A 22,588-nucleotide genomic window follows, 5' to 3' on the forward strand; every position below is an offset into this window, starting at 1 on the left:
TGTTATTCAACTGCTGCAAGGTCATTATGCAGGCATTGGTAAAATACTTCCGAAATAAGTTTAGTGCCTTTCGGACTAAAATGTACATAATCAGAAGCTGCCATTCCTTCTTTTACCCAAGTAATCATAGCGTTCTCGCCTCCCATAGCCTCATACATACTAAAATAGGCTATACCATTCTTTAAGGCCTCTTCTTTCATTAGTTCATTTAGTTTGGGTAGAAATGGGTAGGTAAGCCTTTTTCCATTGCGTGAGGTAGTCATATCACCAGGTCCCAGTAACATAAACATTGCTTTAGGGTTGGCACGCTTCACCCAATTCATATTGTAAATAAGCCCTTCTACATACTCTTTAAGTTGCTGGTCTGTTTTCATATAAGGGATAGTATTCCCTCCGTATTGAAAGATAAAAAAGTCAGGTTGCCTATCAACCGACATTTGTCTGTAATTCTCGTAATTCATACGGGTAAATATGCGTCCTGCCTCACCACGCATAGCCACATTATCCATACGCACTCCTCTAGCCGCATCAAGTGTTATACCGTAAAAGTCAGCGCTTACTCGCCCTTCCAACTCTACTCGTAACTCTTTAGGGGTAGTAGCAAAACTTATTTTGTAATTATGATATTTCCCGTCAGAAATAAGGGTGTCTTTCCTCAGCAGATTACTGCCTTCATATACTCTAATAGATATTTTGCTATGGGCATTACCGTAATGTAGTCCAAATATAGTGTAGTTCTGTAGCCGTGCGTATGATTTCTTTGAGGGTTTTAGGGTAAATGAAGCCTTACTTACAGGCATACTTGCTGTGTCCTTACTATATGGGGTAAAACGTGAATAAGTAGCGAAAAGCCCATACATATCGTGCTTTACAGTACGTCGCTGTTTACGATCAAAAAAAGCATAACGCACCCAGTTACCAGTAGTGTTAATATCAATACTATTCTGGTTATACACTACTTTTATAGGGAAGAACCCGGGTCCACCTCCTTCGTATGCCAATTGTAGGCGGTTACGCACATAGCCAGTAATACGGTCGCCTTCTATTTGTGAGTCTCCATAATGTACTATCTGGCAACTAGATTGGTGCAGTTTAGCCTTTAGCTGTTTTAAGTAATCAATCTTATTACCAGGGTAATATATTTTACCTTCTGTATTGGATTCTAACTTATGCAGAGAGTCCTTAACAAGGCTGTCATTTTCAGTTAATGTTTTTGTTTTTTCATCAACTATGCTACCTTCAGTTTTTTTAATAAGTTCGTCAAGCCGTTTGTTCTCCTTTTCTGTATTTTTGAACAGCATTCCTAATATATCTGGCGTAGGGTAGCGTAACATAGCGTTATTCCCAAATACTATGCCCTCTCGCACCATACCACTAGCAGTAGTATGATATCGGCTAAAAAAAGTCATTGCAAATAGGGCTATAAGTACCCCTACAATAAATAGTAATATCTTCTTAGGTTGCATCCTTTTATTAACTCATTAAGGTTTCCCATTCAGTCATCCAATCTTCCAGCATCTGTTTTTTCTCTTCATATTCTTTATAAAAAGCATCAGTCTGTACTCCTTGTCCCATTTGCTCATTCATTATTTTAAGTTCAGCTTCAAGTGCGCTGATGTTATTCTCCAACTTATTCAATTTGTTCTGAACAGCTTTCTGTTGTTTTTGTTGTTCAAATGATAGCTTTTCATCTTTTACTTCTTCTTTAGATACAGTAACAATAGGGCTTTTAGCTTGTTCTATTTCTCTAAAATTAGCAGCAGCTCTTTGTTCTAAGTAAAAGTCAATATCACCTAAATATTCTTTGATGTGTTTATCTTTAAACTCGTACACTTTATCTGTCAGTCCCTGTAAGAAATCACGATCGTGTGAAACTATAACAAGAGTGCCTTCAAACTGTTGTAAAGCCTGCTTTAACACATTTTTAGATTTGATATCTAAGTGGTTAGTAGGCTCGTCCATTACTAATACATTAAAGTCTGAAAGCAGCATCTTTGCTAGTGCCAATCGGTTGCGTTCACCTCCCGATAGTACTTTTACTTTCTTGTCTACATCATCTCCTCTAAATAGAAACGACCCTAATATATCACGTATTTTCATACGGTTACTATCATTAGCAGCGTAGTACATAGTGTCAAGTACAGTAAGTTCCCCATCAAGATAGTCTGCTTGGTTCTGAGCGAAATACCCTAATTGCACATTATGGCCTAACTTAATAGTACCTTCAAAAGGTATTTCATTTACAATCATTTTAGCAAGAGTAGTTTTTCCCTGTCCGTTCTGTCCTACAAAAGCTATTTTACTACTGCGCTCCACTAATAAGCTTATATGGCTTAAAACTTCTTTCTCACCATAACTTTTGCTCACATCATCAATTTCCAATACTACTTTACCAGGAGTTACCGATACTGGGAAGCGCACATTCATTACAGCATTGTCTTCCTCATCTACCTCTATGCGTTCTATCTTGTCTAGTTTTTTGATAAGAGATTGTGCCATTGAGGCTTTTGTAGCCTTAGCACGGAATTTCTCTATCAGTTTTTCAGTGTGTTGTATTTTCTTTTCTTGGTTTTTTTGTGAGGCGAGTTGCATCTCACGTATCTCTTTTCTCAGTTCTAAGAACTTAGTATAAGGCTTAGGGTAATCGTATATTTTGCCTACCGAAATCTCAATAGTCCGGTTAGTAACGTTATCTAAAAACATTCGGTCGTGTGATACAATCACTACAGCCCCACTATAAGTAGTAAGAAACTGCTCTAACCATATAATCGACTCAATATCTAGGTGGTTTGTAGGTTCATCCAGCAGTAGTACATCGTTATTTTGCAATAGCAGTTTTGCCAGCTCAATACGCATACGCCATCCTCCCGAAAAAGTATCTGTAAGCTTATTAAAATCCTCTCGCTTAAATCCTAATCCCATTAATACTTTTTCTGTTTCACCTTGGTATTGGTAGCCTCCAATAAGGTCAAACCTATGGGTGTAATCACTTAGTTTATCCAAAAGGTTATGATATTCCTCACTTTCATAGTCAGTACGAGTTTCTATCTGGTGGTGAATGTTATCTAATAACAGCTCTAACTCTTTAATTTCAGTAAATGCCTGATAAGCTTCCTCCAAGATAGTGCGTCCTTTTACAAAGTCTATATCTTGTTTTAGAAAACCAATGCGTACCTCTTTGTCAGTAGCAATGCCTCCAGTATCAGGCTTCATTTCGCGTGATAACAGTTTCAGCATTGTCGATTTTCCTGCTCCGTTCTTACCAATAAGCCCTACGCGGTCACCCGCATTAAGCATAAAAGCTACATCTTCAAAAAGATATTCACCTTGAAATGAAACAGATAAGTTATGAACGTTTAGCATAGAAAAACGATTAATAATTAGCAATTAACAATTTACGAATAAGCGGGTGCAAAGGTACGAATAATTGGCAAATTAGCAAGTGTGTTAATTTCCTAATTTTTTAATTTGTTCTGCCAATCTTTCTCCTGTTGTCTCATCCACTTCTGTAAGATACTCGTCAATAACTTTTGCATCTTTACCATCTTCACTCCATAAGCCTCCCTTAAAGTGTAACTTATTATCTTTGAACTCAGCAAAAGCACCTATAGGCGCAGTACAGCCTCCTTCCAAAGCGCGTAAGAAATCGCGTTCCAGTTGTGTGGCTACATAAGTGTAATCATCGTGTAAGGGCACTAAGTAGTTCTGCATTTCAGGCTTATCTTCACGCACTGTTACTACTATAGCTCCTTGTGCAGGGGCGGGTAGCATCCAGTCTAATACAATGTGGTTCTGTGGTAATTTGCCAATGCGCTCCAATCCAGCTGCTGCAAATATAGCTCCATTCCACTGGCTATCAGCAAGTTTCTGTAAGCGTGTATTTACATTACCTCTTAGGTTTTCTATCTGGTGCTTAGGGTAACGATGTAGCCATTGTGCTTTCCTCCGAAGACTGCTAGTTGCTATGGTAGCTATTTCACTCTCCACCAATAAAGGATCGCCTTTATAAACAAGTACATCGTGCGGATTACCACGTTTCAGTACAGCTCCTATTGCAATACCGTTAGGGAGTAGGGTAGGGACATCCTTCATACTATGTACAGCTATGTCAATCTCTCCGTTCAGCAAAGCAATATCCAAGGTTCTAGTAAAAATACCCGTAACCCCCATTTCGTACAGAGGTTTGCTCAGCTCTATATCACCATGTGATTTGGTAGCTATTATTTCTGTTCTATAGCCTAAGGCCTCTAATTGTTGTTGTACAGTCCGAGCCTGCCACATTGCCAGCTCACTATCACGAGTACCTATGCGTATGGATTCCATATTTTTATTCTTTTTTAGGGCGCAAAGATAATGATTAATTAATAATTGGCAATAAATAAAGCGCAATACCACATTTAGTATTGCGCTTTTCTTTATCAGTTTCAGTTTTACCTTATCATATTATAGCCTACTCTCTTCACTATCTATGCATCAATCTTAGCATATTTAGCGTTTTTCTCAATAAACTCACGGCGTGGTGGTACCTCATCACCCATTAGCATCGAGAATACACGGTCAGCTTCACTTGCGTTATCAATAGTTACTTGGCGTAAAGTACGGTGGGCAGGGTCCATAGTAGTATCCCACAGCTGGTGGTCATTCATCTCACCCAAACCTTTATAGCGTTGTATCGTTACATTGCCCATCTCTGCCGATAAGGCATCACGTTGTTTATCACTCCACGCATATTCTTGGCGTTTGCTTGTCTTGCTCTTCACTAAGTAGAGTGGGGGAGTAGCAATATATACGTGTCCTCCCTCAATAAGTTCACGCATATAGCGGAAGAAGAAGGTAAGTATCAGTGTCGTAATGTGCGAACCATCCACATCGGCATCACACATAATAACCACTTTATGGTAGCGCAGTTTGCTAAGGTTTAAGGCTTTGGCGTCATCTTCAGTACCTACGGTTACCCCAAGGGCAGTATAGATGTTCCTTATCTCATCGCTTTCAAATACCTTGTGTTGCATTGCCTTTTCCACATTCAGTATCTTACCTCTCAATGGCAAGATAGCTTGAATATCTTTATTACGCCCTTGCTTGGCGGTACCCCCTGCCGAGTCTCCCTCCACAAGGAAAAGCTCACATTTGGTAGGGTCTTCTTCCGAGCAGTCAGCCAATTTACCTGGTAGTCCACCGCCGCTCATTACGCTCTTGCGTTGTACCATTTCACGAGCTTTGCGGGCTGCTTGGCGTGCTTGGGCTTCCAATATTACTTTCTCTACTATAGTCTTAGCCTCGTTAGGGTGTTCTTCCAAAAAGTCTTCAAGCATTGCAGCCACCGCTTGTGATACAGCTGCCGTTACCTCACGGTTACCTAGCTTAGTTTTTGTCTGCCCTTCAAACTGAGGTTCTGCCACTTTTACCGAGATGATAGCAGTAAGTCCTGCTCTAAAGTCGTCTCCTTCTATCTCCACAGGGTTCTTCTTGTCCTTGCTCATCTTTTCCAATAAGCCCGACTTGTCTGCGTAGTTCTTCAGCGTACGAGTAAGCCCCATACGGAACCCCTGCAGGTGAGTACCTCCTTCAGTAGTGTTAATGTTATTCACGTACGAATGTAGGTTTTCAGTATAGGTATCGTTATAAGTCATCGCTACCTCTACAGGTATACCATTGCGCTCGCCTTCCATAGCAATAATAGTGCTGATGATAGGCACACGGTTACCGTCAAGGTATTTAATGAATTCTGTCAATCCTTTTTCCGAATAGAATTTCTCGCTTTTATAGTTACCTTTTTCATCTTTCTCACGCAAATCGGTAAGGGTAATAGTAATCCCCTTGTTTAGATAAGCCAATTCACGTATCCTCGCCGCCAAAATATCGTATTTATATTCAATACCTTGTTCAAATATCACTTCATCAGGGTGAAAAGTAACTTTAGTACCGCGTTTATCGCTATCGCCTACCTGTTTTACAGGGTACATAGGCACACCGCGTTGGTATTCTTGCTCCCATATCTTGCCATCACGGTACACGGTAGCTGTAAGATGGTCAGAAAGGGCATTCACGCACGAAACACCTACACCGTGCAAACCGCCCGATACTTTATACGAACCCTTATCAAACTTACCTCCTGCTCCAATTTTAGTCATAACCACTTGCAGAGCCGATACCCCTTCTTTCTTGTGAATATCTACAGGAATACCACGCCCATTATCCTCCACGCTAATAGAGTTATCTGGGTTAATAGCCACATTGATGGTATCACAATAGCCCGCCAATGCCTCGTCTATCGAGTTGTCAAGCACCTCATATACAAGGTGGTGCAATCCGCGTACCCCTACATCACCAATGTACATCGAGGGGCGCATACGCACGTGCTCCATCCCCTCAAGTGATTGAATATTATCGGCCGAGTAGCCTTCAGGATTTTGTTCGTTATATATTTCTTCTGCCATAATTTCTAAGTGTTCACAATTAGAGTGCAAAGGTACAAATATTTTTTTAAATGGCAAAAAAAACTTTACACACCAATCCCTCATCCTCTCTCCACCCCAAGCCCCCACCTCTTACCCTCCTCACTTATTTCATATTTTTCATCCAAATATCATTTTCATTGCCAATCTTTCAACAATATCTCTCCCCTCCCTATTCCCTATCTCCTAACTCCTTTCCCTTAATAATCACCCCATTACACCCCAACCCCCTTACCTCTTACCTCTTATCTATTACCTACTTTAAACGAACCTATAACGAAGGATAAACGAACTATAAACGAAGGATAAACGTTACTTCATTCATTCTCAGTCGCTTTATCTTCCTGCTCTCTTTTTGCATAATTCGCAACAAAACTCCCCAAACATTGCATTTTCTTCATCTCTCCCTCCCCCTAACTCCTCCCTCCTAACTCCCATCCCCTATCTCCTCCCCCTAACTCCTCCCTCCTAACTCCCATCCCCTATCTCCTCTCCCCTAACTCCTCTCCCCTAACTCCTCCCTCTAAAGCAATATTCAATAAAAATACGTATATTTGCACCCACAAAGCTGCCAATAGCCAGCTATATAGTACTTTTCATTCAGAAAATACATAAGCTGCTAAGGCAAAACACTTTACCCTTAAATAAAGTATCAACCCTCTTTCAGTTTGCTATGTACAATTTTAACGAACTCGATACCCTTACCAATCGCCTTTTGGGCGATGAAATACAACCCTATCACCTCCCTTATTATATAGAACCACTACTTGAAGGTTCTACACTTACCGATTTGCTCCAAGCCTATCTATCCGATGCCATTACCCATAAAAATGCCGACCGTATAGAAGCCTCTATCATTCTTGCCGCAGCATTGGGTCAGGAAAAAAAGCTGTTGCCCCAGTACGAAAACTTGCTTTTAACCGATTGGCACCACAGCCACGAAGATCTTGTCGATATAATTGAATCTTATGGCAATACCTCCAATGTAGCCACTTTACAGAAGGCTTTCAGCCTCTCCCTGCCTTATATGGAGTATAACCATCATTATTCTTTTCACCGCAAGCTCCTCTACGCCATCTTAAAGTTAGCACCTCAGCAATTTGAACAAATACGCAAGGCAGTACAAGCCAAACTTTCTCCTAAATTGAAAAAGGAATCATTTAAATAACAACATTAAAAAGCAATCAAAATGACTAAAAAAATAATTTATCTTTTTTTGCTTATACCAGCACTTTTCTCTTGTAATTATGATAATAAAAATAAGCAAGAGCAAGATTTAGATTGTGAAGAGATAATATCAAAAATAGTACAGTCAAGCTCTTTAGATTGGAAGCATTACCCCGAAGCCTTCACAAGGATAGACCGCATTTCAGGAGATAGTATATTCATCAAAGTCTTTTTTGATATGGATATTACCGATCAGCCCAATACCCACCAAGTAGCCGAAAATACCATTGCTTGGCTATTGCTTTGCGTCAAGGAAAAAGAATTGTATAATATAACTTTCAATACACAAAACCCTATCGCTCTGCGTTTTGATAAAAAACTACTCAAGGCAGATAATATAGAAAAAATATGTCAGAAGAGTAATGAAAAAATGTATGTATCAGAGTCCGAAAACAGGAACAATATCAAGATAAATACCAATCCTATCGATAAAAAATATCACGCACAGTGGCAATGTTTCAAGTACGTTAAAGATGTCGCGAATACAGATGCCGAAAATCAAATATTTAGTGAGAACTACGCTAAGCAATTTTCTCATTTTGCCCAATTTTCACTTAAAAAAGACTCTTTAATACTTCCCAACCAATGTGCTAAATACGTTTTTCAGTACAAATATCCCACCAAATTAAAACCAGATAATAAGGGCGACATTGTAATTTTAAACCCTAAACAGGATAGTATTAGTATTATCAAAGGATTTGAAGATGATTTGCAATGTGATAATATCTTTAATACATTATTTCTCAATGATAGTACTATTATTTTCCGTAACCGAGGGTACTTCTTCTATTTTAAAAAGAAAAACAATAATGATTTCATAAGTAAAAACTTCCATATAGAAGGAATACCTGGCGACGACAGAAATTATTGGAAAGTACAAGGCGAATATAATTTCACCAATCTCCAACACGCATATAATTCCTTCCTAACCGATTTCCCTTACGCATCCGAAAACTTATTGGAAAAAATACCTCTAAAAAGTTTCTATGATAACAAACACTATATTAATTACATAGTACAGAAAAATAGTGTTATTATAGAAAAAGAAGTCCCCTTAGGTATAGTTTCAATCAGCCTTAAAAAGAAGAATAACGTATGCGTTTTGTCTTATGAAATAAAGTATCCACAAGAGTAATTTATGTAAGGGCGCCTTTACTTTTTCAATCATATTTTGATAAATTTATTCAATAACAGTATGACCTCCGACGAATTTGCAAAGAACTTTTATCTCGAAAAACTAAATATTCTAAAATCTTGCTTTGAAGAGCAGCCCCAATGCCCCAGCGCTGTAAATGCCAAAATAAAAGAAATGGCACTTAGTAGCACCCAGCAAGAGCAGCTCAAAGAAGTAATAGATACCCTCTTAACAGATGTGTTTTACAGCCTTCTATTAGGATTAGACGGCGAAAGTAGCATAGGCAACACCCAGCACACCTACAAAATATACGATGAAGAAGGCAATCTTATTTCCCATTGCGGCGAATTGGAAGCGAGTGCTTATGAGTACTTTCACGAAGGCAAATATGAAGAACAACAATGATACATAACTTATTTCAAAACATCTACAAACATCCTCTTATAGGAACACAAGAACTGCAACAAATACAAAAAGCCCATCAGCCTATTGCTTTTCGCAAAGGCGATTTTATCTTGCGTAAGGACGAAATAGCTCGTGGTTATCTGATCTTGCAGAGGGGAGTTGTTCGTGCCTTTGTGTATGACTATGAAGGGAATGATATCACTACCGACTTCTTTTGTGAAGGTGAAATTATCGTGCAAGAACTCTCTCTTTTTAAGCATTTGCCTTCTGCCGAAAATATCCAAGCCCTTACCGATTGTGAGGGCTGGCATATAGATTATGACAATTTTCAAGAACTTTATCACAGTTTGAAAGGATATTCCGAATGGGGGCGACTCTTTATGACAGAGAAATTGTTTGAGGCAAAGAAACGATCACTTGAAATGATTACACTCCCCGCCAAAGAACGTTATATGCAGTTTATTAAGGAAAAACCCAGTGCTATAAAGCACGCTCCCTTAAAATATATAGCTACTTATTTAGGTATTACCGATACTTCGCTGAGTCGTATCAGGAAAGAAATCTAAAAATCTTGTCTTATGGCAAGATTTTTTTTGTTTGAAGGCAGTACTTTTGCCCCCGAATTTTAAACAGTATTTAAAAATGACAAAAACAAAACACTTTGATTTTCTTTTATCCATTCGCAAAAACCTATTGACTTACTTGGATAATCTTACTCCTGAACAATTAGGTTATATCCCAATAGGTTTTTCTAATAATATCTTTTGGAATATAGCACATTGTATTGCTGTACAGCAATTCTTATGTTATCAACTCAGTGGAAATAAACTGCTAATAAGCAATGATTTTTTAGAGAAATACAATCGTGGTACCTTTCCTCAAAAGATTGCACCTTCAAAGGAAGAAATCTACCAAGTAAAGGAATTGTTACTCAGTACAGCCAATCAATTACAAGAAGATTATCAAACAAGGCTATTCAATGAGTTTCCAACGGTTAAGGTAGGTTTATTTTCTATTGATACTATAGAAGATGCAATGTATGTAAACAATATGCACGAATCGAGACATTTGGGAACTGTAGTAGCTTTAAACTATTTTAGCTCAAAAATTTAATATAATATGGCTTATAGTATAGCACTTGCGAATAGAGTTCGTGAATATTTAGCCGAAATACCCCATATTACGGTAGAAGAAAAAGCGATGTTTGGCGGTTTAGCTTTCTTGGTGAATGACAAGATGTGCATCAACATAGGAGAGGATTGCCTAATGTGTAGGTTTGACCCTGAGCAGACAGAAGAAATTGCCGAAAGACAGGGGGTCTTACCAGTAGTAATGAGAGGAAAAGAACTCTCCGGTTATTGTTATGTAGAGCCTTCAGGGTATAGCCAAAAAGAAGACTTTCAGTTTTGGTTACAACTCTGTTTAGAATTCAACAGCAAAGCAAAGAGTTCTAAGAAAAAGAATAAAAACAACTTAAACACTAAAAAATCCCTGTGAGGCACTTACCTCATAGGGATTTTTCAGTTATCAATTGCCCCACTGATTGTTGTAAATTCTATTTTAGAAAATTACTCACAAAGAAACATTATTTAAAATATTTGTTGTATCTTTGTCTCTCAAAAATAAAGTCAAAAAAAAAATAAATAAGAATTATTATGAAAGCATTGTACACAGCAGTGGCTACCGCTACCGGTGGTCAAAAAAGGAAAGTAACTTCCGATAATGGCGTGTTGAGCCTTGAACTGCGCTCTCCTAAAGCCTTAGGTGGCGCTAATGACGATTATACCAATCCTGAGCAGATTTTTGCAGCTGGCTATGCGGCTTGTTTTGATACTGCCCTGAATTTGGTTATCAGGCAAGCTAAAATAACCACTGGCGAGACCTCTGTAACGGCACACGTATCTATAGGGAAGCTCGATAATGGCGGGTTTATTTTTGCAGTAACCTTACAAGTAAATATACCCGATGTATCACTTGAACAAGCTGAAGAACTTGCCGCAAAAGCGCATCAAGTTTGTCCGTATTCTAACTCTACTCGTGGAAATATAGAGGTAACTACAGAAGTAACCAATAACTAAAAAATTTCCCTTGCAGGCACTAGGCACTCTGCAAGGGAAATTTTTATTTAGCTAACTTGTTAATTATCTAATTATTCTTACTTTTGCGCCTTGGAAAGAAAACTTAAGTACAATGAGAAAATTACTTTATGTGTTATTAACACTATTATCTTCGGCTTCTGCCTACTCACAGATGCTTTTTTCGGAAAATCTCACGATGACGATAGACAGTACCAAAACCTTACAAGGTAGCTTGATGCCTATCTTGAACTTCAAAACCGAAAAAGAGAATATTTTCACAATTAAAAATACCGCTAACCTCAACCTGCTCATCAATCGCAATAGGGTTATCAATGTAATCAACAAATTTGAGCTTTCTACCTATGGTAATCAAATAATCTTAAGTGGTGGATATATACATTTGGAATATCGCTACTTGTTAGACCACGCTTTTGAGGTGTACCCTTATGCCGAATCACAATGGGCAGAGAGCAGGGGGATGAATCACAAAATTTCTACGGGTTTGCAGTCGCGCTATCGATTAGTAAACACTAATTCCTCACTGATGTTTGCTGCTGCGGGTTTGTTCTTTGAGTATGAAAAATGGCAACACCCAGCCCCTGATGCCAATACCCCTGATCACGCTTATAGTCGTAGTATCAAAACCCATTTATCGCTCAGCTACAAACTTCGATTAAATGAAAAATGGGAACTTATCACCACTGCTATACATCAAGGGAAACCTGATAGCACTTACTTCAAAGAAGCGCGTTTTGGCGGGGCACTCGACCTCACTTATAACATCACCCCTACCATAGGTATTGTGGGCACTTACCGACTTATCTACGACACTGCCCCTATTGTACCTATAAAAAAAGACTATCATTCACTTGAAGTTGGGCTTAATATTTCATTCTAATTATCAATTTGTCAATTAACAAATTGTCTCATCAATAAATCAACTTTATGTTTACAATTCCTTATATTGAATCTGAGGAGTTTTTCTACTTAGATGTATTCCTAAAACTGCTCTTAGGATTGTTGGCTATTGCCCTAATTATCAACAAATCGGGCAAGGGTAATTTAGCGCCCACTTCAGCTATGGATCAAGTACAAAACTACGTACTTGGGGGTATCATTGGGGGCGTGATTTACAGTCCGTCGGTTACGCTCTTTCAGTTTGCTATTGTATTGATTATTTGGGCATCACTCATCATAGGGTTACGCCAGCTGAAAACTAAAAACCACGCTTTTAGGAAGTTTATAGATGGTAACCCCGTGATTGTTATCAATCGTGGCAAGATAGACATTGCGGCTTGCAAAAAAGCTAAAATTACAGCACACGAACTCGCTTTCAAGCTCCGCAAAGAAGGGGTTTACTACATCAGGGATGTAAAAAGAGCCGTACTTGAACAGAATGGCGAGCTCATCATTGTATTATCGGGTGAAGAAAATCCTAAATACCCTATCATCACCGATGGTATTATCCAAAAAAGCGTATTGGAAGATGTAGATAAAACCGAAGAATGGTTGCTTGCGAAGCTACAAGAATTAGGCTATAACAGTCCGTCAGAGGTATTTTTAGCAGAATACGAAAGCGCACAAATAAAAGTCATACCGTATGATAATTAGCAAATTTGATAATTATTTAAAACAAACTTATGAAACAGTACAAAATTAAAGATTTTACACAGCACACTGATGACCCTACTTCTTACGAAGGGACGGTGGTTGTTAGCGGAAAAGAATTAGATGTGAGCATCATCCTTGAAGATGAAGGCGAAACTGAAAAGATAGAACAGCAGATGAATACCTTTCTCAGTGAGATAAATACCCTTCTGCCCAAAGCCAAAGAATGTATTGCCGAGAAATATTTAGACCTGTACAATGACAATTGGCGTTTTGGTGATGATGACGAGGATGATCCCGATAAACCTGAGCTTACTAAAAAGGAATTTATGGAAGCTCTCAGTTTGCAAAGTCTCTTGTTTTACAGCGAGGATATAGAAGTTTTCTTTGATGACAACGATATGTTCTTCGGGCACTCGCTTATCGCCTCAGAGTTTGACGGTGAGAATTTTAATGATGCCCAAATGTTTGGTTAGAATAATTGATTGAAAATGACCTTAGAAACGATCATTACCCATTACAGAAATCGCTTAGTGGCATTGCCCGATGCCATACTTATAGGCGAAATCCCCAAAGGGGCTGAAAATATTTCCCCAGAGGTGTTGCAACTCATAGCTCCTGCACATTGTGCTTTTTTAAAACTTTGCAATGGTGGCTCTTTTGGCGATATCATTCTGTGGAGTACAGAGGAACTACCAGATAACCAATATCGCGTTCCTTCTGACCAACCTTCGTGGTGTGAGATTGGGCAGCTGTTATATGAACCTCTTTTTCTTGACAAACACACCCAACATGTAATTTTCCCTGCCGATAGCTATGACGGTATTGAGAAGATTAATGTTGATTTTGATACTTTTGTAAGTGAATACATCTTTGGCAGTAAGTACAAAGAAAAAATAATAGGCTATGACAATACCGAGGATGATTGGTCTGGATTTTTAAACAATTCTTCTATATGTTAAACCGCTATATAGCGGAGTTACAGGGCATAAAAACATCAAAAAATGGATAAGGAAAAAGCAATTATGGAGGTTTTATATTCTAAATATGGATCTATTTTAGAAAAGTATGGTTATAAACCTAATAAAGCGAAAAACAAATACAGCATCAAAACAAAAAACAATCTATCAGAGGTTAGTTTTCTTTTTTCTAAACGCAGTAATATCCTGCATCTTGTATATTCGTATATAGATTTGAAAGCAGGAAAATTACATATAGATATAGAAAACCAAATCCATATTGAAGAAGGAGAAAATGCGCTTAAATTTCTGCGACCCACCTTTATCATCACCGATTGGAAAGATATCTTTACCTTGTATGGTTATGACTATCGCGAAATGCTAGGTTGGTTCACTTTAATTGAAACTATTGAACAATTGGAGGAAAAAACAAAAAATACATTTCCACAAGCCTTAGAAATAATCATTGACTTAGATGAGAAATTTAAAACATTGGATGGGATATTGGATGTTTTATGGAAAAAGAATAGCTTAAATGAGTATATGGATGTTTATGATGCCATCAATATATTGGTAATAAGCAAATTAAAAAGTGAAGAAAATCTATTAGAATCCTATCAAAATATCATTACTTGCTCTCAATATAAAAGCCTTCCAGAGAACGGCCAACAAGAAATTACAAAATATTTCAACACACTGGAAAAAATCTAATTCCTTATACTAAAAAGAAACATTTTCACAGCTTCTCTTACACTAATCAATTAAAAAAATAACTTCTTTTGTATGCAAATAAAGTATTTCCCTGTAAATTCTAAAATTTCTTATGTCGTTTTTGAAAATAATGACAAAATAGAAGAATTAGAACCTTTTATGAAGGAAAACAAGCTATCACGCGTTATTTTTTCAGGATTTTTAGGGTATAGCAAATCTATTCTTCCCTTTAATAACGATATAGATGTGATTGAAGAAATCACCATTCAATGCTCAAACATAACTGATGTAACCCCTCTTTATCATTTAAGTAACATTAAAAAAATCAGTATAGAAGAAAATACGGATCTTGTCAATCCTTTTGATATTAGAAAAATAGCCCAACTCACAGATTTCTTTACCGATGACACGCTTAAAATAGACGGTTTTTTTGACCACCCTACACTGAAACAGCTACACATAGAGCCTAAAAAAACAAAAAAATTAGACATACATAACGAAAATAATATTTTAGAAAGTCTTAGCATTGCCAATAGTCATATACTAGATTTATCCGATTGTAAGAAACTCACCACCCTAAAAGGTTTATATATAGCTTATTTGCCCAAAATTGAAGATATTAACTTCATTTTAGGTATGCCAACACTCACTGATATTGAAATATGTTCCTGCAAAAAAATTGACAACTTGATTGCTACACTTGCCCAAAAAAATAACTTAGAAAAACTAACTCTTTGGAATCAAGGCAATTTAGATAGTATCATTCCGTTATCAAAATTAGAACATCTAACAACCCTTAACATTTGGGAACAAACCAAAGTTATTGATGGAAAGATTTCATTTTTGGAAGAAATGCCAAATCTAAAGAGAATAGATATAAGAAAATATACACACTACCATTAAAACAGAAATTAGCCAATTAGAAAATAGAATTCCTATGAGTAGGTGTCATATAAGCATTTTTTCTAGCAATTATTTTATGTTTTTGCCCTTAAAAATGATTACTTTATGTTGTGGGACTATATAAAATTACCAATTTCAAACAGGACTCTAATACCCCTACTTCTTATGAAGGGACAGTAGTTCTCAACCAAGAAAAAGTAAGCGTGAGCATCATACTAAATGATGAGGCGAAGTTATGTCAGTTTAAATGTTAAATTTTTTGGCACTTCAAAATAAATATTATACCTTTGCAGCGATATATAAAAACTGAAACCTAGTACCCTTGAACCCTAAAACATACCAGTTATGAATAAATTGTTTTGGCTTTTATGCCTCTTGTGCTTTATAACACAAGCTCAAACTTCAAACAAACAAAAACCAAATGTTATCCTTATTGTTGCTGATGATTTAGGCTATGGCGATTTGAGTTGTTATGGCGAGAAAACAATCAATACTCCTCAGGTCGATGCCCTCGCCAAGCAAGGATTACGATTTACCAATGCTCATGCTACTGCTGCTACCTGCACCCCTTCTCGCTACTCTCTCTTTACAGGGCTTTATAACTGGAGGCGTGCCGATACAGGTATCGCTCCTGGCGATGCTGCTATGGTAATCCACCCCGAGCAAACTACCATTGCCGATGTATTCAAAACAGCAGGCTATACCACCGGTGCTATTGGTAAATGGCATTTAGGAATGGGCGGCGAACGTGGTAAACAGAATTGGAATGGTTTTATCACACCTGGTCCTTCCGATATAGGCTTTGATTACTCTTGCTTAATGGCCGCTACTGCCGATCGTGTACCTTGTGTCTGGATTGAAAACCAACGTGTAGCCAATTATGATCCTTCAGCTCCTATTGAGGTTAGCTATGGTAAGCCCATTGAAGGTGAACCCACAGGTAAAAATAATCCCGAACTCCTTACCAAGCTAAAACCTTCTCTTAACCATGGTCATGATCAGGCTATCGTCAATGGCATCTCTCGTATTGGGTATATGAAAGGAGGCGGTAAAGCTCTTTGGCAAGACGAACACCTTGCTGATACTATCGCTGCCAAAACAGTTCAATATATTGAAAAACACAAAGCCGAACCTTTCTTCTTGTATGTAGGTACTAATGATATACACGTACCTCGTTATCCCAATCCGCGTTTCTGGGGCAAAAGTGGTATGGGCTTCCGTGGCGATGCAATCCTCCAGTTTGACTGGACAATAGGCGAGATTGTAAAAGCCCTCAAAGCAAATAATCTCTTTGATAATACTCTTATTATTATTACCAGTGATAATGGCCCTGTGGTTGATGATGGCTATCAAGACCAAGCCGAAGCCTTGCTAGGCAAGCATCGCCCTTGGGGGCAATTCCATAATCATGGTGGTAAGTATAGTAATTATGAAGCTGGTACCCGTGTGCCTTTCATAGTGCATTATCCTAAAAAAGTCAAAAAGGGTAGTACCGATGCCTTATTCTCTCATATTGATTTGCTCGCATCATTAGCTAAATTTATAGGTAAAGATGCCCCCGAAATAACTACTACCGATAGTCAAGACCACCTACAAGCACTCTTGGGTAAAGATAAAAAAGGACGTGAATATGTAATTGGCTCAGGCGGAGCTCTTACTATTACCGATGGGCGTTGGAAATACATTCAAGCTACCTCTCCTAATCACTCATCATATCAGCCCCTTACTCGCACTCATTTAGCCAACTTCCCCGAAGAACAACTATATGATTTATATGAAGATCCTATGGAACTGGCCAATGTGGCAAAAAACCACCCTGATGTATTAGCCAGACTAAAAGCAGCTCTTCAACGCGAAATAGAAAACAAGAAGCAATAGGGCTTATTATAACAGAAAATGAATTTTTAATTTGTAGGTATTGTTATTTTTACTACTTTTGCAGCTGTTAATATTAAAAAAAGACAGAACAATGAAAAAAACAATTCTTTTATTAGTTGCTATCATAGCAATGGTAGCTTGTGGCAAAGGTGATGATAATAGCTCAAATAGCTCAAAAAAGTTTAATCCTCCTGCTTGGATTCAAGGCTCTTGGCTTGATGCAGCTAATGTAGGATACAAGTTTGAAGCCGATAACTTCTGTTGGCTATTGCCAGCTCAAGAACTTTGTTTTAATCGAGGTATTTATGTAGATCAAGTATCCGATGTAAAAGAACAAGTGTCCGATAAAACTTATAGTGTTAGTTTTCTAGTGAGTAATGCTACTAAATATTCCTTTGTGTTTACCAAAATATCAAATAATCAAATATCAAGTAATCAATCACCTAACACAATATTTACTAAAAGATAAATTGTACCAAAAGAAGACTTAATCTCACTGTATTAAGTCTTTTTTATTGTTAATCATTAATTATTTTTACCATTATGAAATATTTATTATTGAGTGTTTTAGCCCTCGTAGCTACTATAAGGCTTGAAGCACAACAAAAACTGCCCAACGTAATCTTTATCTTAGCTGATGATTTAGGTTATGCCGATATTGAACCTTATGGGCAACAAATCATCAAAACCCCTAACCTAAACAAATTAGCCGATGAAGGGATGAAGTTCACTCAGTTTTATACAGGTACTTCTGTTTGTGCTCCTTCCCGTGCAGCCTTTGTTACAGGACAAACTACAGGCGAAACCCACATTCGTGGTAATCAAGAAGTAAGCGAACCTGTAGATGGACAAGCTCCTCTACTAGCCAACGACCCTTCTATTGCACAACTCTTCAAAAAAGCAGGCTATAATACTGGCTGCTTTGGCAAATGGGGCTTAGGTATAGTCCCTTCCGATGGAAATCCTCTTAAGCAGGGTTTTGATACTTTCTTTGGTTATAATTCTCAGTTTCGTGCTCACCGCCGTTACCCTGCTTTCTTATGGCAAGATAATGAGAAAGTGTCTATTCCAGAAAATGGTAATTATGAACGCCAAGTAGTGTATGGCGAAGATCTTATTCAAGAAAAAATATTAGATTATATAGGCAAACAGAACTCTCAAAAACCTTTCTTTATGTGGCTTACCTACACATTGCCTCATGCCGAGTTAGTTGTGCCTAATGATAGTATCTATCAGCAATATCAACACCTTCCTGAAAAACCTTTTAAAGGTGTCGATTATGATAAGATAGATCTCTCTAAACCTTTCGGTTGGGCAGGATATATGTCACAACCCAATACCCACGCCACTTATGCCGCTATGGTAAGCCGTCTTGATAAGTATCTCGGCGATATACGAAAACTCCTAAAAGCTAAAGGTATGGATGATAATACTATTATTATCTTTGCAAGTGATAACGGAGCTCATCGTGAAGGTGGTGCCGATCCTGCTTTCTTTAACTCATCAGGAGGATTACGTGGTATCAAACGTGATTTGTATGAAGGTGGTATCCGTACGCCCTATATAGTATATTGGAAAGGCAAAGTAGCAGCAGGTTCTGTTAATAACCACGTAGGAGCTTTCTGGGATATGATGCCTACTTTTGCTGAAATTACTAATCAAAAATATGCTCCTAATAGGCATCAAGTATCTTTTTTGCCTACTCTTTTAGGAAAGAAAAAACAAAAAGAACACAAATACCTTTATTGGGAATTCCACGAAATGGGTGGAAGACAAGCCGTACGTTATAAAAATTGGAAAGGGGTACGCCTAAATGTGAATAAAGATAAGGAAGCTCCTATTGAGCTTTATAACCTTACCACCGACCCTGCCGAGCAACATAACCTTGCCAACCAGTATCCTAAAATGGTGAAGAAAATAAGAAAAATAATGAACGAGGCTCACACCCGTTCAGAAGTTTTCCCTTTCTCTTGGGAAAAGGAATAAGATAACTTGAAAAAAATAGCTTTGCCAAAGGGTGTAAATATATCCTTTGGCAAAGTTTTTGTTTATATTTACAAGTAAAAAAACAATCAAAAATGAAGTCTCTTTTATCTATCATCACCCTACTATTTACAGCCAATCTCTTGGCTCAGAACCCTTTTGAAAAAGAAATTCAAAAAGCTAAGTATGCTATTGATTCTCTTGTTGCAGCCGAACGTATGCAGATGTATAACAAAGAAAAAGCTGTAAATGCGTTATTAGAAGAAAAGAAAATCACAGAAGAACAGAGCAAGCAGATGCTCAAAGAAATAAAAGCTGCATGCAAACACAATAGCCAACTCCACACCTATAAAGAAGGATTGCGCCTAGCCGAACTTATCAAGAAAAAGTCTGCTGAAATGCAGATTGATACTTTAGCATCCTCTTCACTTGATAGTCTTATGATAAAAAGTGCTGTAAAACAAACGTATGATCAAAAACTAAAAGATATAGATACCCTAAAAAATAAACACATAGAAAAAGATGACTTTCTAAAAGTAAATATCCGATTAGCCTTAGGTATGCAACAAGCTACTAATGCTGATACTTATTTTAAAACAGGTTTAGAAACCGACTTAGGTATTGAATTCATTTCACGTTTGAACCCACAAAAACGCTTACTTTTTATTTATGGTTTAGTATGGCAAAGCAATAGGTTTAACCTAAAAGATAATAATTATCTTGTACCTCAAGGAAATGATGTCAAAGCAATACCTTATGCTCAACCTCTAAAAAGCACAAAACTACGTGTTAATTACCTTATACTACCTTTTGAACTACGAAAAAAATATAATTCAGGTATAAGTATAGGGGTAGGAGCCTATTTAGGAGCTCTTATTGATGCAAACCAAAAACTGAAATATACAGAAGGTGATGATACTTACAAGCTATTTGTACGTAATAACTTAAAGGTGAACAGACTTACTTATGGGCTATCAGCCCAAATAGGTTACGGGAAAATTAACTTATATGCTAAATATAGCTTATCACCTCTTTTCCAAAATAGTCCAACCAATATACATCCATTTTCAGTAGGTATCAAATTTTAGAAAACAATGACAAAATTACTTCTTTCTTTATTGCTATTACTTATTGAGCTACCCTTAAAGGCACAAAATAGAATAGTAAATAGTAATCATCAGTCTGTAGAGTATGTAAATATAGGCATAGTAGGTACCAATAAGGGAATTATCAGTGATGAGAATGGAAATTTTTCTTTGGAGAGTTTAGGAGCTAAACCTACTGATAGCATTTATTTTTCACATCTTAGCTATAAGCATAGGGTACTGGCCTATCGTGACATAAAAAAAGAAGTACAGCTCACTGAATCTGTTATACAGCTTCCTACTACTACCCTAAAGGTAAAGAAGCCCAAAGTACGTAATGTAAAAAGCCCAGGAGCAACTACTTTTATCACTCTTTATGGCGAAATGAAATCCCATTTCCAACAGAAAGGAGGCATACTTTCCGAATTAGGCGACTTTATCACTCTTTCTAACGATACACAGCTCACCGAGTTTAGTATAGAGGTAAATGAAAGTTCTTTCTATATGGTAGTACTACGTGTAGTAGCATATCAAACTGACAAAGAGCACAAAACCTTCACTCCACTCATCAAAGAGCCCATTTATATTGAATTATTTTCTACTAATAAGCCACAAGTCTTCACCCATAAGTTATCAGTATTAGCTCCTAAAGGTGAGTTATGGGTAGGTGTTCAGTTTGTCGAGATGAGAGGTAAAGATGAAGCTAAACTCACCTTCAATGCTACAACCAATACCTGTTGGTTGCGTTTCCCTGATAATACCATACGTAAAGTCAACAGTGCTTTAGGTATACCTTTTACTGTAAAAGGATATGACATTATAAAATTAGCAGATTGATAAATTTGTTAAAAAAAATAATTGTTTTCCAACCTTTTTATACTTTCTTCGTTTATAAGGGCAAAAGAGATAAACTACTCATCATTAATCATTAATAAAGTGCAAATTAGCCAATGTCTTATTGAGAAAGCTAAGCATAATGATCGCTTGGCACAGAAGCAGTTATACGATCGGTATGCACCTGCTCTACTCTCTGTGTGTCGCCTTTATATTACCGATTTGCAGTTTGCTGAAGATGCTCTATTAAAATCTTTTTTTAAGATATTTACTAATATTCATAAATATCAAGAGCAAGAGCACTTCTATGCTTGGATGCGTCGTATTACAGTGAATGAGTGTATTGATTTCCTTCGTAGCAAAATACAAAAAACCTCTTTTGCCGACTGGAATGATACTTATGATAGTCCTGATGACGACCCCGACACTTATCCTATTGATGAAGAAACTATGCAATCATTCATTGATAAACTGCCTCCAGCCTGCCGTGCTGTATTTAATCTCTATGTGTTTGATAGTTATTCACACAAGCAAATTAGTACCCAGTTAGGTATTACTGAAGGTACTTCTAAGTCGCAGTTAGCGTATGCCAAAAAGCTGCTTAAGGACTATGTAACAACTTATAAAAAAAGAGCTTAAAAATGTGGAAAGATAAATTACAACGCCTCTTTAACTATAGAAGAATTGAACCCTCAGCTAATGTATGGGATCAGTTAGAAAAGCAATTAGCTGCTCACGAAGCTACTCAAATTACCAAGAGTAAGCGTCATATCTGGTATTATACTGCAGCAGCTTCCTTATTACTTATTTTAGGCACTACTTACCTGCTGAAACAAGAAGGTATAACAGCCAATTCTAATACATTTGCAATAGCAGTAGTAAAGCCTATGCAAGTTTCTAATGATGGTTTACAAGCAGAACTTCCTAAAAGTATAACTGTAAAACCTATAATTAAACAGACTATACCAAATGCCAAGCCAGTAAATAGTGTAGATAAGGAAGTAGATAGTTTATTGTCAGATATTACTACCGATGAACTGCTAGCTACAGTAATGAAAAATATCGAAGCTGATATGTATGCTGAAGCTAATGCTACTGAAGTAATTCTTCTTAAGGACTTAGAAAAAATCTCAGCTAACGATCTTCTCCTAATGGCAAGTACCGAGATAAGTTTAGAGAAATATGTAGAAAGTCAATATAATGCCGATAAAATATTGTCCGAAACAGAAGTGGAAATTTTTAAAGATCGAGTACAACGTCTCTTAGATAAGATTGTAAGTAAATTTAATGAAGCAAAACTTGCTCTCAAACAATAATTACTAAA

25 protein-coding genes are annotated in these 22,588 nt (G+C 37.3%); 21 read left to right on the forward strand and 4 right to left on the reverse strand.

All coding sequences use genetic code 11. The features are described from left to right. Nucleotides 1-2: 2 nt before the first annotated feature. The 4 genes from C4H12_RS00260 to gyrB form a co-directional block, all read right to left on the reverse strand. Nucleotides 3-1,466, reverse strand: a complete 1,464-nt coding sequence (locus C4H12_RS00260; protein ID WP_106097126.1) for a lipase — start codon at nt 1,464-1,466, stop codon at nt 3-5. Nucleotides 1,467-1,473: 7 nt separating this feature from the next. Further along, the gene (locus C4H12_RS00265; RefSeq protein ID WP_106097127.1) at nt 1,474-3,363 is read right to left on the reverse strand and encodes an ABC-F family ATP-binding cassette domain-containing protein; all 1,890 of its coding nucleotides are present in this window, start codon (nt 3,361-3,363) and stop codon (nt 1,474-1,476) included. Between the two features lie 84 nt (nt 3,364-3,447). Beyond that, nucleotides 3,448-4,323, reverse strand: a complete 876-nt coding sequence (gene hemC / locus C4H12_RS00270; RefSeq protein ID WP_106097128.1) for a hydroxymethylbilane synthase — start codon at nt 4,321-4,323, stop codon at nt 3,448-3,450. Between the two features lie 143 nt (nt 4,324-4,466). Then, nucleotides 4,467-6,440, reverse strand: coding sequence for a DNA topoisomerase (ATP-hydrolyzing) subunit B (gene gyrB / locus C4H12_RS00275; protein ID WP_106099379.1), 1,974 nt, complete (start codon nt 6,438-6,440; stop codon nt 4,467-4,469). Nucleotides 6,441-7,131: 691 nt separating this feature from the next. Here gyrB and C4H12_RS00280 point away from each other — a divergent pair. From C4H12_RS00280 to C4H12_RS00375, 21 genes are all read left to right on the forward strand, one after another. Next, nucleotides 7,132-7,626 (forward strand): hypothetical protein, encoded by a 495-nt coding sequence (locus tag C4H12_RS00280; RefSeq protein ID WP_106097129.1) that lies wholly within the window; start codon nt 7,132-7,134, stop codon nt 7,624-7,626. A gap of 21 nt (nt 7,627-7,647) precedes the next feature. Beyond that, nucleotides 7,648-8,820 carry a hypothetical protein gene (locus tag C4H12_RS00285; protein WP_106097130.1) on the forward strand — a complete coding sequence of 391 codons (1,173 nt, stop codon included), beginning with the start codon at nt 7,648-7,650 and terminating at the stop codon, nt 8,818-8,820. 60 nt (nt 8,821-8,880) lie between these two features. Further along, nucleotides 8,881-9,225 carry a hypothetical protein gene (locus C4H12_RS00290; protein WP_106097131.1) on the forward strand — a complete coding sequence of 115 codons (345 nt, stop codon included), beginning with the start codon at nt 8,881-8,883 and terminating at the stop codon, nt 9,223-9,225. Beyond that, nucleotides 9,222-9,791, forward strand: a complete 570-nt coding sequence (locus C4H12_RS00295) for a Crp/Fnr family transcriptional regulator (protein WP_106097132.1) — start codon at nt 9,222-9,224, stop codon at nt 9,789-9,791. The genes C4H12_RS00290 and C4H12_RS00295 overlap by 4 nt, the downstream gene beginning before the upstream one ends. 76 nt (nt 9,792-9,867) lie before the next feature. Beyond that, nucleotides 9,868-10,338, forward strand: a complete 471-nt coding sequence (locus tag C4H12_RS00300; RefSeq protein ID WP_095901845.1) for a DinB family protein — start codon at nt 9,868-9,870, stop codon at nt 10,336-10,338. A gap of 6 nt (nt 10,339-10,344) precedes the next feature. Next, entirely contained in the window at nt 10,345-10,722 is a 378-nt protein-coding gene (locus C4H12_RS00305; RefSeq protein ID WP_106097133.1) for a TfoX/Sxy family protein, read from the forward strand. A gap of 158 nt (nt 10,723-10,880) precedes the next feature. Next, nucleotides 10,881-11,303, forward strand: a complete 423-nt coding sequence (locus C4H12_RS00310) for an organic hydroperoxide resistance protein (RefSeq protein WP_106097134.1) — start codon at nt 10,881-10,883, stop codon at nt 11,301-11,303. Nucleotides 11,304-11,415: 112 nt separating this feature from the next. Then, complete coding sequence (locus C4H12_RS00315; RefSeq protein WP_106097135.1) at nt 11,416-12,201, forward strand: DUF481 domain-containing protein; 786 nt, start codon at nt 11,416-11,418, stop codon at nt 12,199-12,201. A gap of 47 nt (nt 12,202-12,248) precedes the next feature. Beyond that, nucleotides 12,249-12,914: a DUF421 domain-containing protein gene (locus C4H12_RS00320; RefSeq protein WP_095898881.1), complete on the forward strand. Its 666-nt coding sequence runs from the start codon at nt 12,249-12,251 to the stop codon at nt 12,912-12,914. Nucleotides 12,915-12,943: 29 nt separating this feature from the next. Beyond that, a complete protein-coding gene (locus tag C4H12_RS00325) occupies nt 12,944-13,387 on the forward strand; it encodes a DUF2262 domain-containing protein (RefSeq protein WP_106097136.1) in 444 nt (147 codons plus the stop codon). Between the two features lie 15 nt (nt 13,388-13,402). Then, complete coding sequence (locus C4H12_RS00330; protein ID WP_106097137.1) at nt 13,403-13,873, forward strand: hypothetical protein; 471 nt, start codon at nt 13,403-13,405, stop codon at nt 13,871-13,873. A 42-nt stretch (nt 13,874-13,915) separates the two neighbouring features. Continuing rightward, nucleotides 13,916-14,581: a hypothetical protein gene (locus C4H12_RS00335; RefSeq protein ID WP_106097138.1), complete on the forward strand. Its 666-nt coding sequence runs from the start codon at nt 13,916-13,918 to the stop codon at nt 14,579-14,581. Between the two features lie 72 nt (nt 14,582-14,653). Further along, a complete protein-coding gene (locus C4H12_RS00340; protein ID WP_106097139.1) occupies nt 14,654-15,484 on the forward strand; it encodes a hypothetical protein in 831 nt (276 codons plus the stop codon). Nucleotides 15,485-15,594: 110 nt separating this feature from the next. Beyond that, the gene (locus C4H12_RS13660; RefSeq protein ID WP_164997580.1) at nt 15,595-15,738 is read left to right on the forward strand and encodes a hypothetical protein; all 144 of its coding nucleotides are present in this window, start codon (nt 15,595-15,597) and stop codon (nt 15,736-15,738) included. Between the two features lie 91 nt (nt 15,739-15,829). Continuing rightward, a complete protein-coding gene (locus C4H12_RS00345; protein ID WP_106097140.1) occupies nt 15,830-17,362 on the forward strand; it encodes a sulfatase-like hydrolase/transferase in 1,533 nt (510 codons plus the stop codon). 91 nt (nt 17,363-17,453) lie between these two features. Beyond that, on the forward strand, nt 17,454-17,831 hold the full coding sequence (locus tag C4H12_RS00350) for a hypothetical protein (protein WP_106097141.1): 378 nt from the start codon (nt 17,454-17,456) through the stop codon (nt 17,829-17,831). A 74-nt stretch (nt 17,832-17,905) separates the two neighbouring features. Continuing rightward, complete coding sequence (locus C4H12_RS00355; RefSeq protein WP_106097142.1) at nt 17,906-19,348, forward strand: arylsulfatase; 1,443 nt, start codon at nt 17,906-17,908, stop codon at nt 19,346-19,348. 92 nt (nt 19,349-19,440) lie between these two features. Then, entirely contained in the window at nt 19,441-20,433 is a 993-nt protein-coding gene (locus C4H12_RS00360) for an outer membrane beta-barrel protein (protein ID WP_106097143.1), read from the forward strand. A 6-nt stretch (nt 20,434-20,439) separates the two neighbouring features. Continuing rightward, nucleotides 20,440-21,267 (forward strand): carboxypeptidase-like regulatory domain-containing protein, encoded by an 828-nt coding sequence (locus C4H12_RS00365; RefSeq protein ID WP_106097144.1) that lies wholly within the window; start codon nt 20,440-20,442, stop codon nt 21,265-21,267. 99 nt (nt 21,268-21,366) lie between these two features. Further along, nucleotides 21,367-21,903, forward strand: coding sequence for an RNA polymerase sigma factor (locus C4H12_RS00370; RefSeq protein WP_106099380.1), 537 nt, complete (start codon nt 21,367-21,369; stop codon nt 21,901-21,903). A gap of 2 nt (nt 21,904-21,905) precedes the next feature. Further along, complete coding sequence (locus C4H12_RS00375; RefSeq protein ID WP_106097145.1) at nt 21,906-22,580, forward strand: hypothetical protein; 675 nt, start codon at nt 21,906-21,908, stop codon at nt 22,578-22,580. Nucleotides 22,581-22,588: the final 8 nt, after the last annotated feature.

This window comes from Capnocytophaga sp. oral taxon 878 (assembly GCF_002999135.1).
Taxonomy (GTDB): domain Bacteria; phylum Bacteroidota; class Bacteroidia; order Flavobacteriales; family Flavobacteriaceae; genus Capnocytophaga.

Coding starts and splice junctions, on each gene's coding strand:
- C4H12_RS00260 (WP_106097126.1), bottom strand. CDS start 1,466: ATGCAACCTAAGAAGATATTACTATTTATTGTAGGGGTACTTATAGCC.
- C4H12_RS00265 (WP_106097127.1), bottom strand. CDS start 3,363: ATGCTAAACGTTCATAACTTATCTGTTTCATTTCAAGGTGAATATCTT.
- hemC (WP_106097128.1), bottom strand. CDS start 4,323: ATGGAATCCATACGCATAGGTACTCGTGATAGTGAGCTGGCAATGTGG.
- gyrB (WP_106099379.1), bottom strand. CDS start 6,440: ATGGCAGAAGAAATATATAACGAACAAAATCCTGAAGGCTACTCGGCC.
- C4H12_RS00280 (WP_106097129.1), top strand. CDS start 7,132: ATGTACAATTTTAACGAACTCGATACCCTTACCAATCGCCTTTTGGGC.
- C4H12_RS00285 (WP_106097130.1), top strand. CDS start 7,648: ATGACTAAAAAAATAATTTATCTTTTTTTGCTTATACCAGCACTTTTC.
- C4H12_RS00290 (WP_106097131.1), top strand. CDS start 8,881: ATGACCTCCGACGAATTTGCAAAGAACTTTTATCTCGAAAAACTAAAT.
- C4H12_RS00295 (WP_106097132.1), top strand. CDS start 9,222: ATGATACATAACTTATTTCAAAACATCTACAAACATCCTCTTATAGGA.
- C4H12_RS00300 (WP_095901845.1), top strand. CDS start 9,868: ATGACAAAAACAAAACACTTTGATTTTCTTTTATCCATTCGCAAAAAC.
- C4H12_RS00305 (WP_106097133.1), top strand. CDS start 10,345: ATGGCTTATAGTATAGCACTTGCGAATAGAGTTCGTGAATATTTAGCC.
- C4H12_RS00310 (WP_106097134.1), top strand. CDS start 10,881: ATGAAAGCATTGTACACAGCAGTGGCTACCGCTACCGGTGGTCAAAAA.
- C4H12_RS00315 (WP_106097135.1), top strand. CDS start 11,416: ATGAGAAAATTACTTTATGTGTTATTAACACTATTATCTTCGGCTTCT.
- C4H12_RS00320 (WP_095898881.1), top strand. CDS start 12,249: ATGTTTACAATTCCTTATATTGAATCTGAGGAGTTTTTCTACTTAGAT.
- C4H12_RS00325 (WP_106097136.1), top strand. CDS start 12,944: ATGAAACAGTACAAAATTAAAGATTTTACACAGCACACTGATGACCCT.
- C4H12_RS00330 (WP_106097137.1), top strand. CDS start 13,403: ATGACCTTAGAAACGATCATTACCCATTACAGAAATCGCTTAGTGGCA.
- C4H12_RS00335 (WP_106097138.1), top strand. CDS start 13,916: ATGGATAAGGAAAAAGCAATTATGGAGGTTTTATATTCTAAATATGGA.
- C4H12_RS00340 (WP_106097139.1), top strand. CDS start 14,654: ATGCAAATAAAGTATTTCCCTGTAAATTCTAAAATTTCTTATGTCGTT.
- C4H12_RS00345 (WP_106097140.1), top strand. CDS start 15,830: ATGAATAAATTGTTTTGGCTTTTATGCCTCTTGTGCTTTATAACACAA.
- C4H12_RS00350 (WP_106097141.1), top strand. CDS start 17,454: ATGAAAAAAACAATTCTTTTATTAGTTGCTATCATAGCAATGGTAGCT.
- C4H12_RS00355 (WP_106097142.1), top strand. CDS start 17,906: ATGAAATATTTATTATTGAGTGTTTTAGCCCTCGTAGCTACTATAAGG.
- C4H12_RS00360 (WP_106097143.1), top strand. CDS start 19,441: ATGAAGTCTCTTTTATCTATCATCACCCTACTATTTACAGCCAATCTC.
- C4H12_RS00365 (WP_106097144.1), top strand. CDS start 20,440: ATGACAAAATTACTTCTTTCTTTATTGCTATTACTTATTGAGCTACCC.
- C4H12_RS00375 (WP_106097145.1), top strand. CDS start 21,906: ATGTGGAAAGATAAATTACAACGCCTCTTTAACTATAGAAGAATTGAA.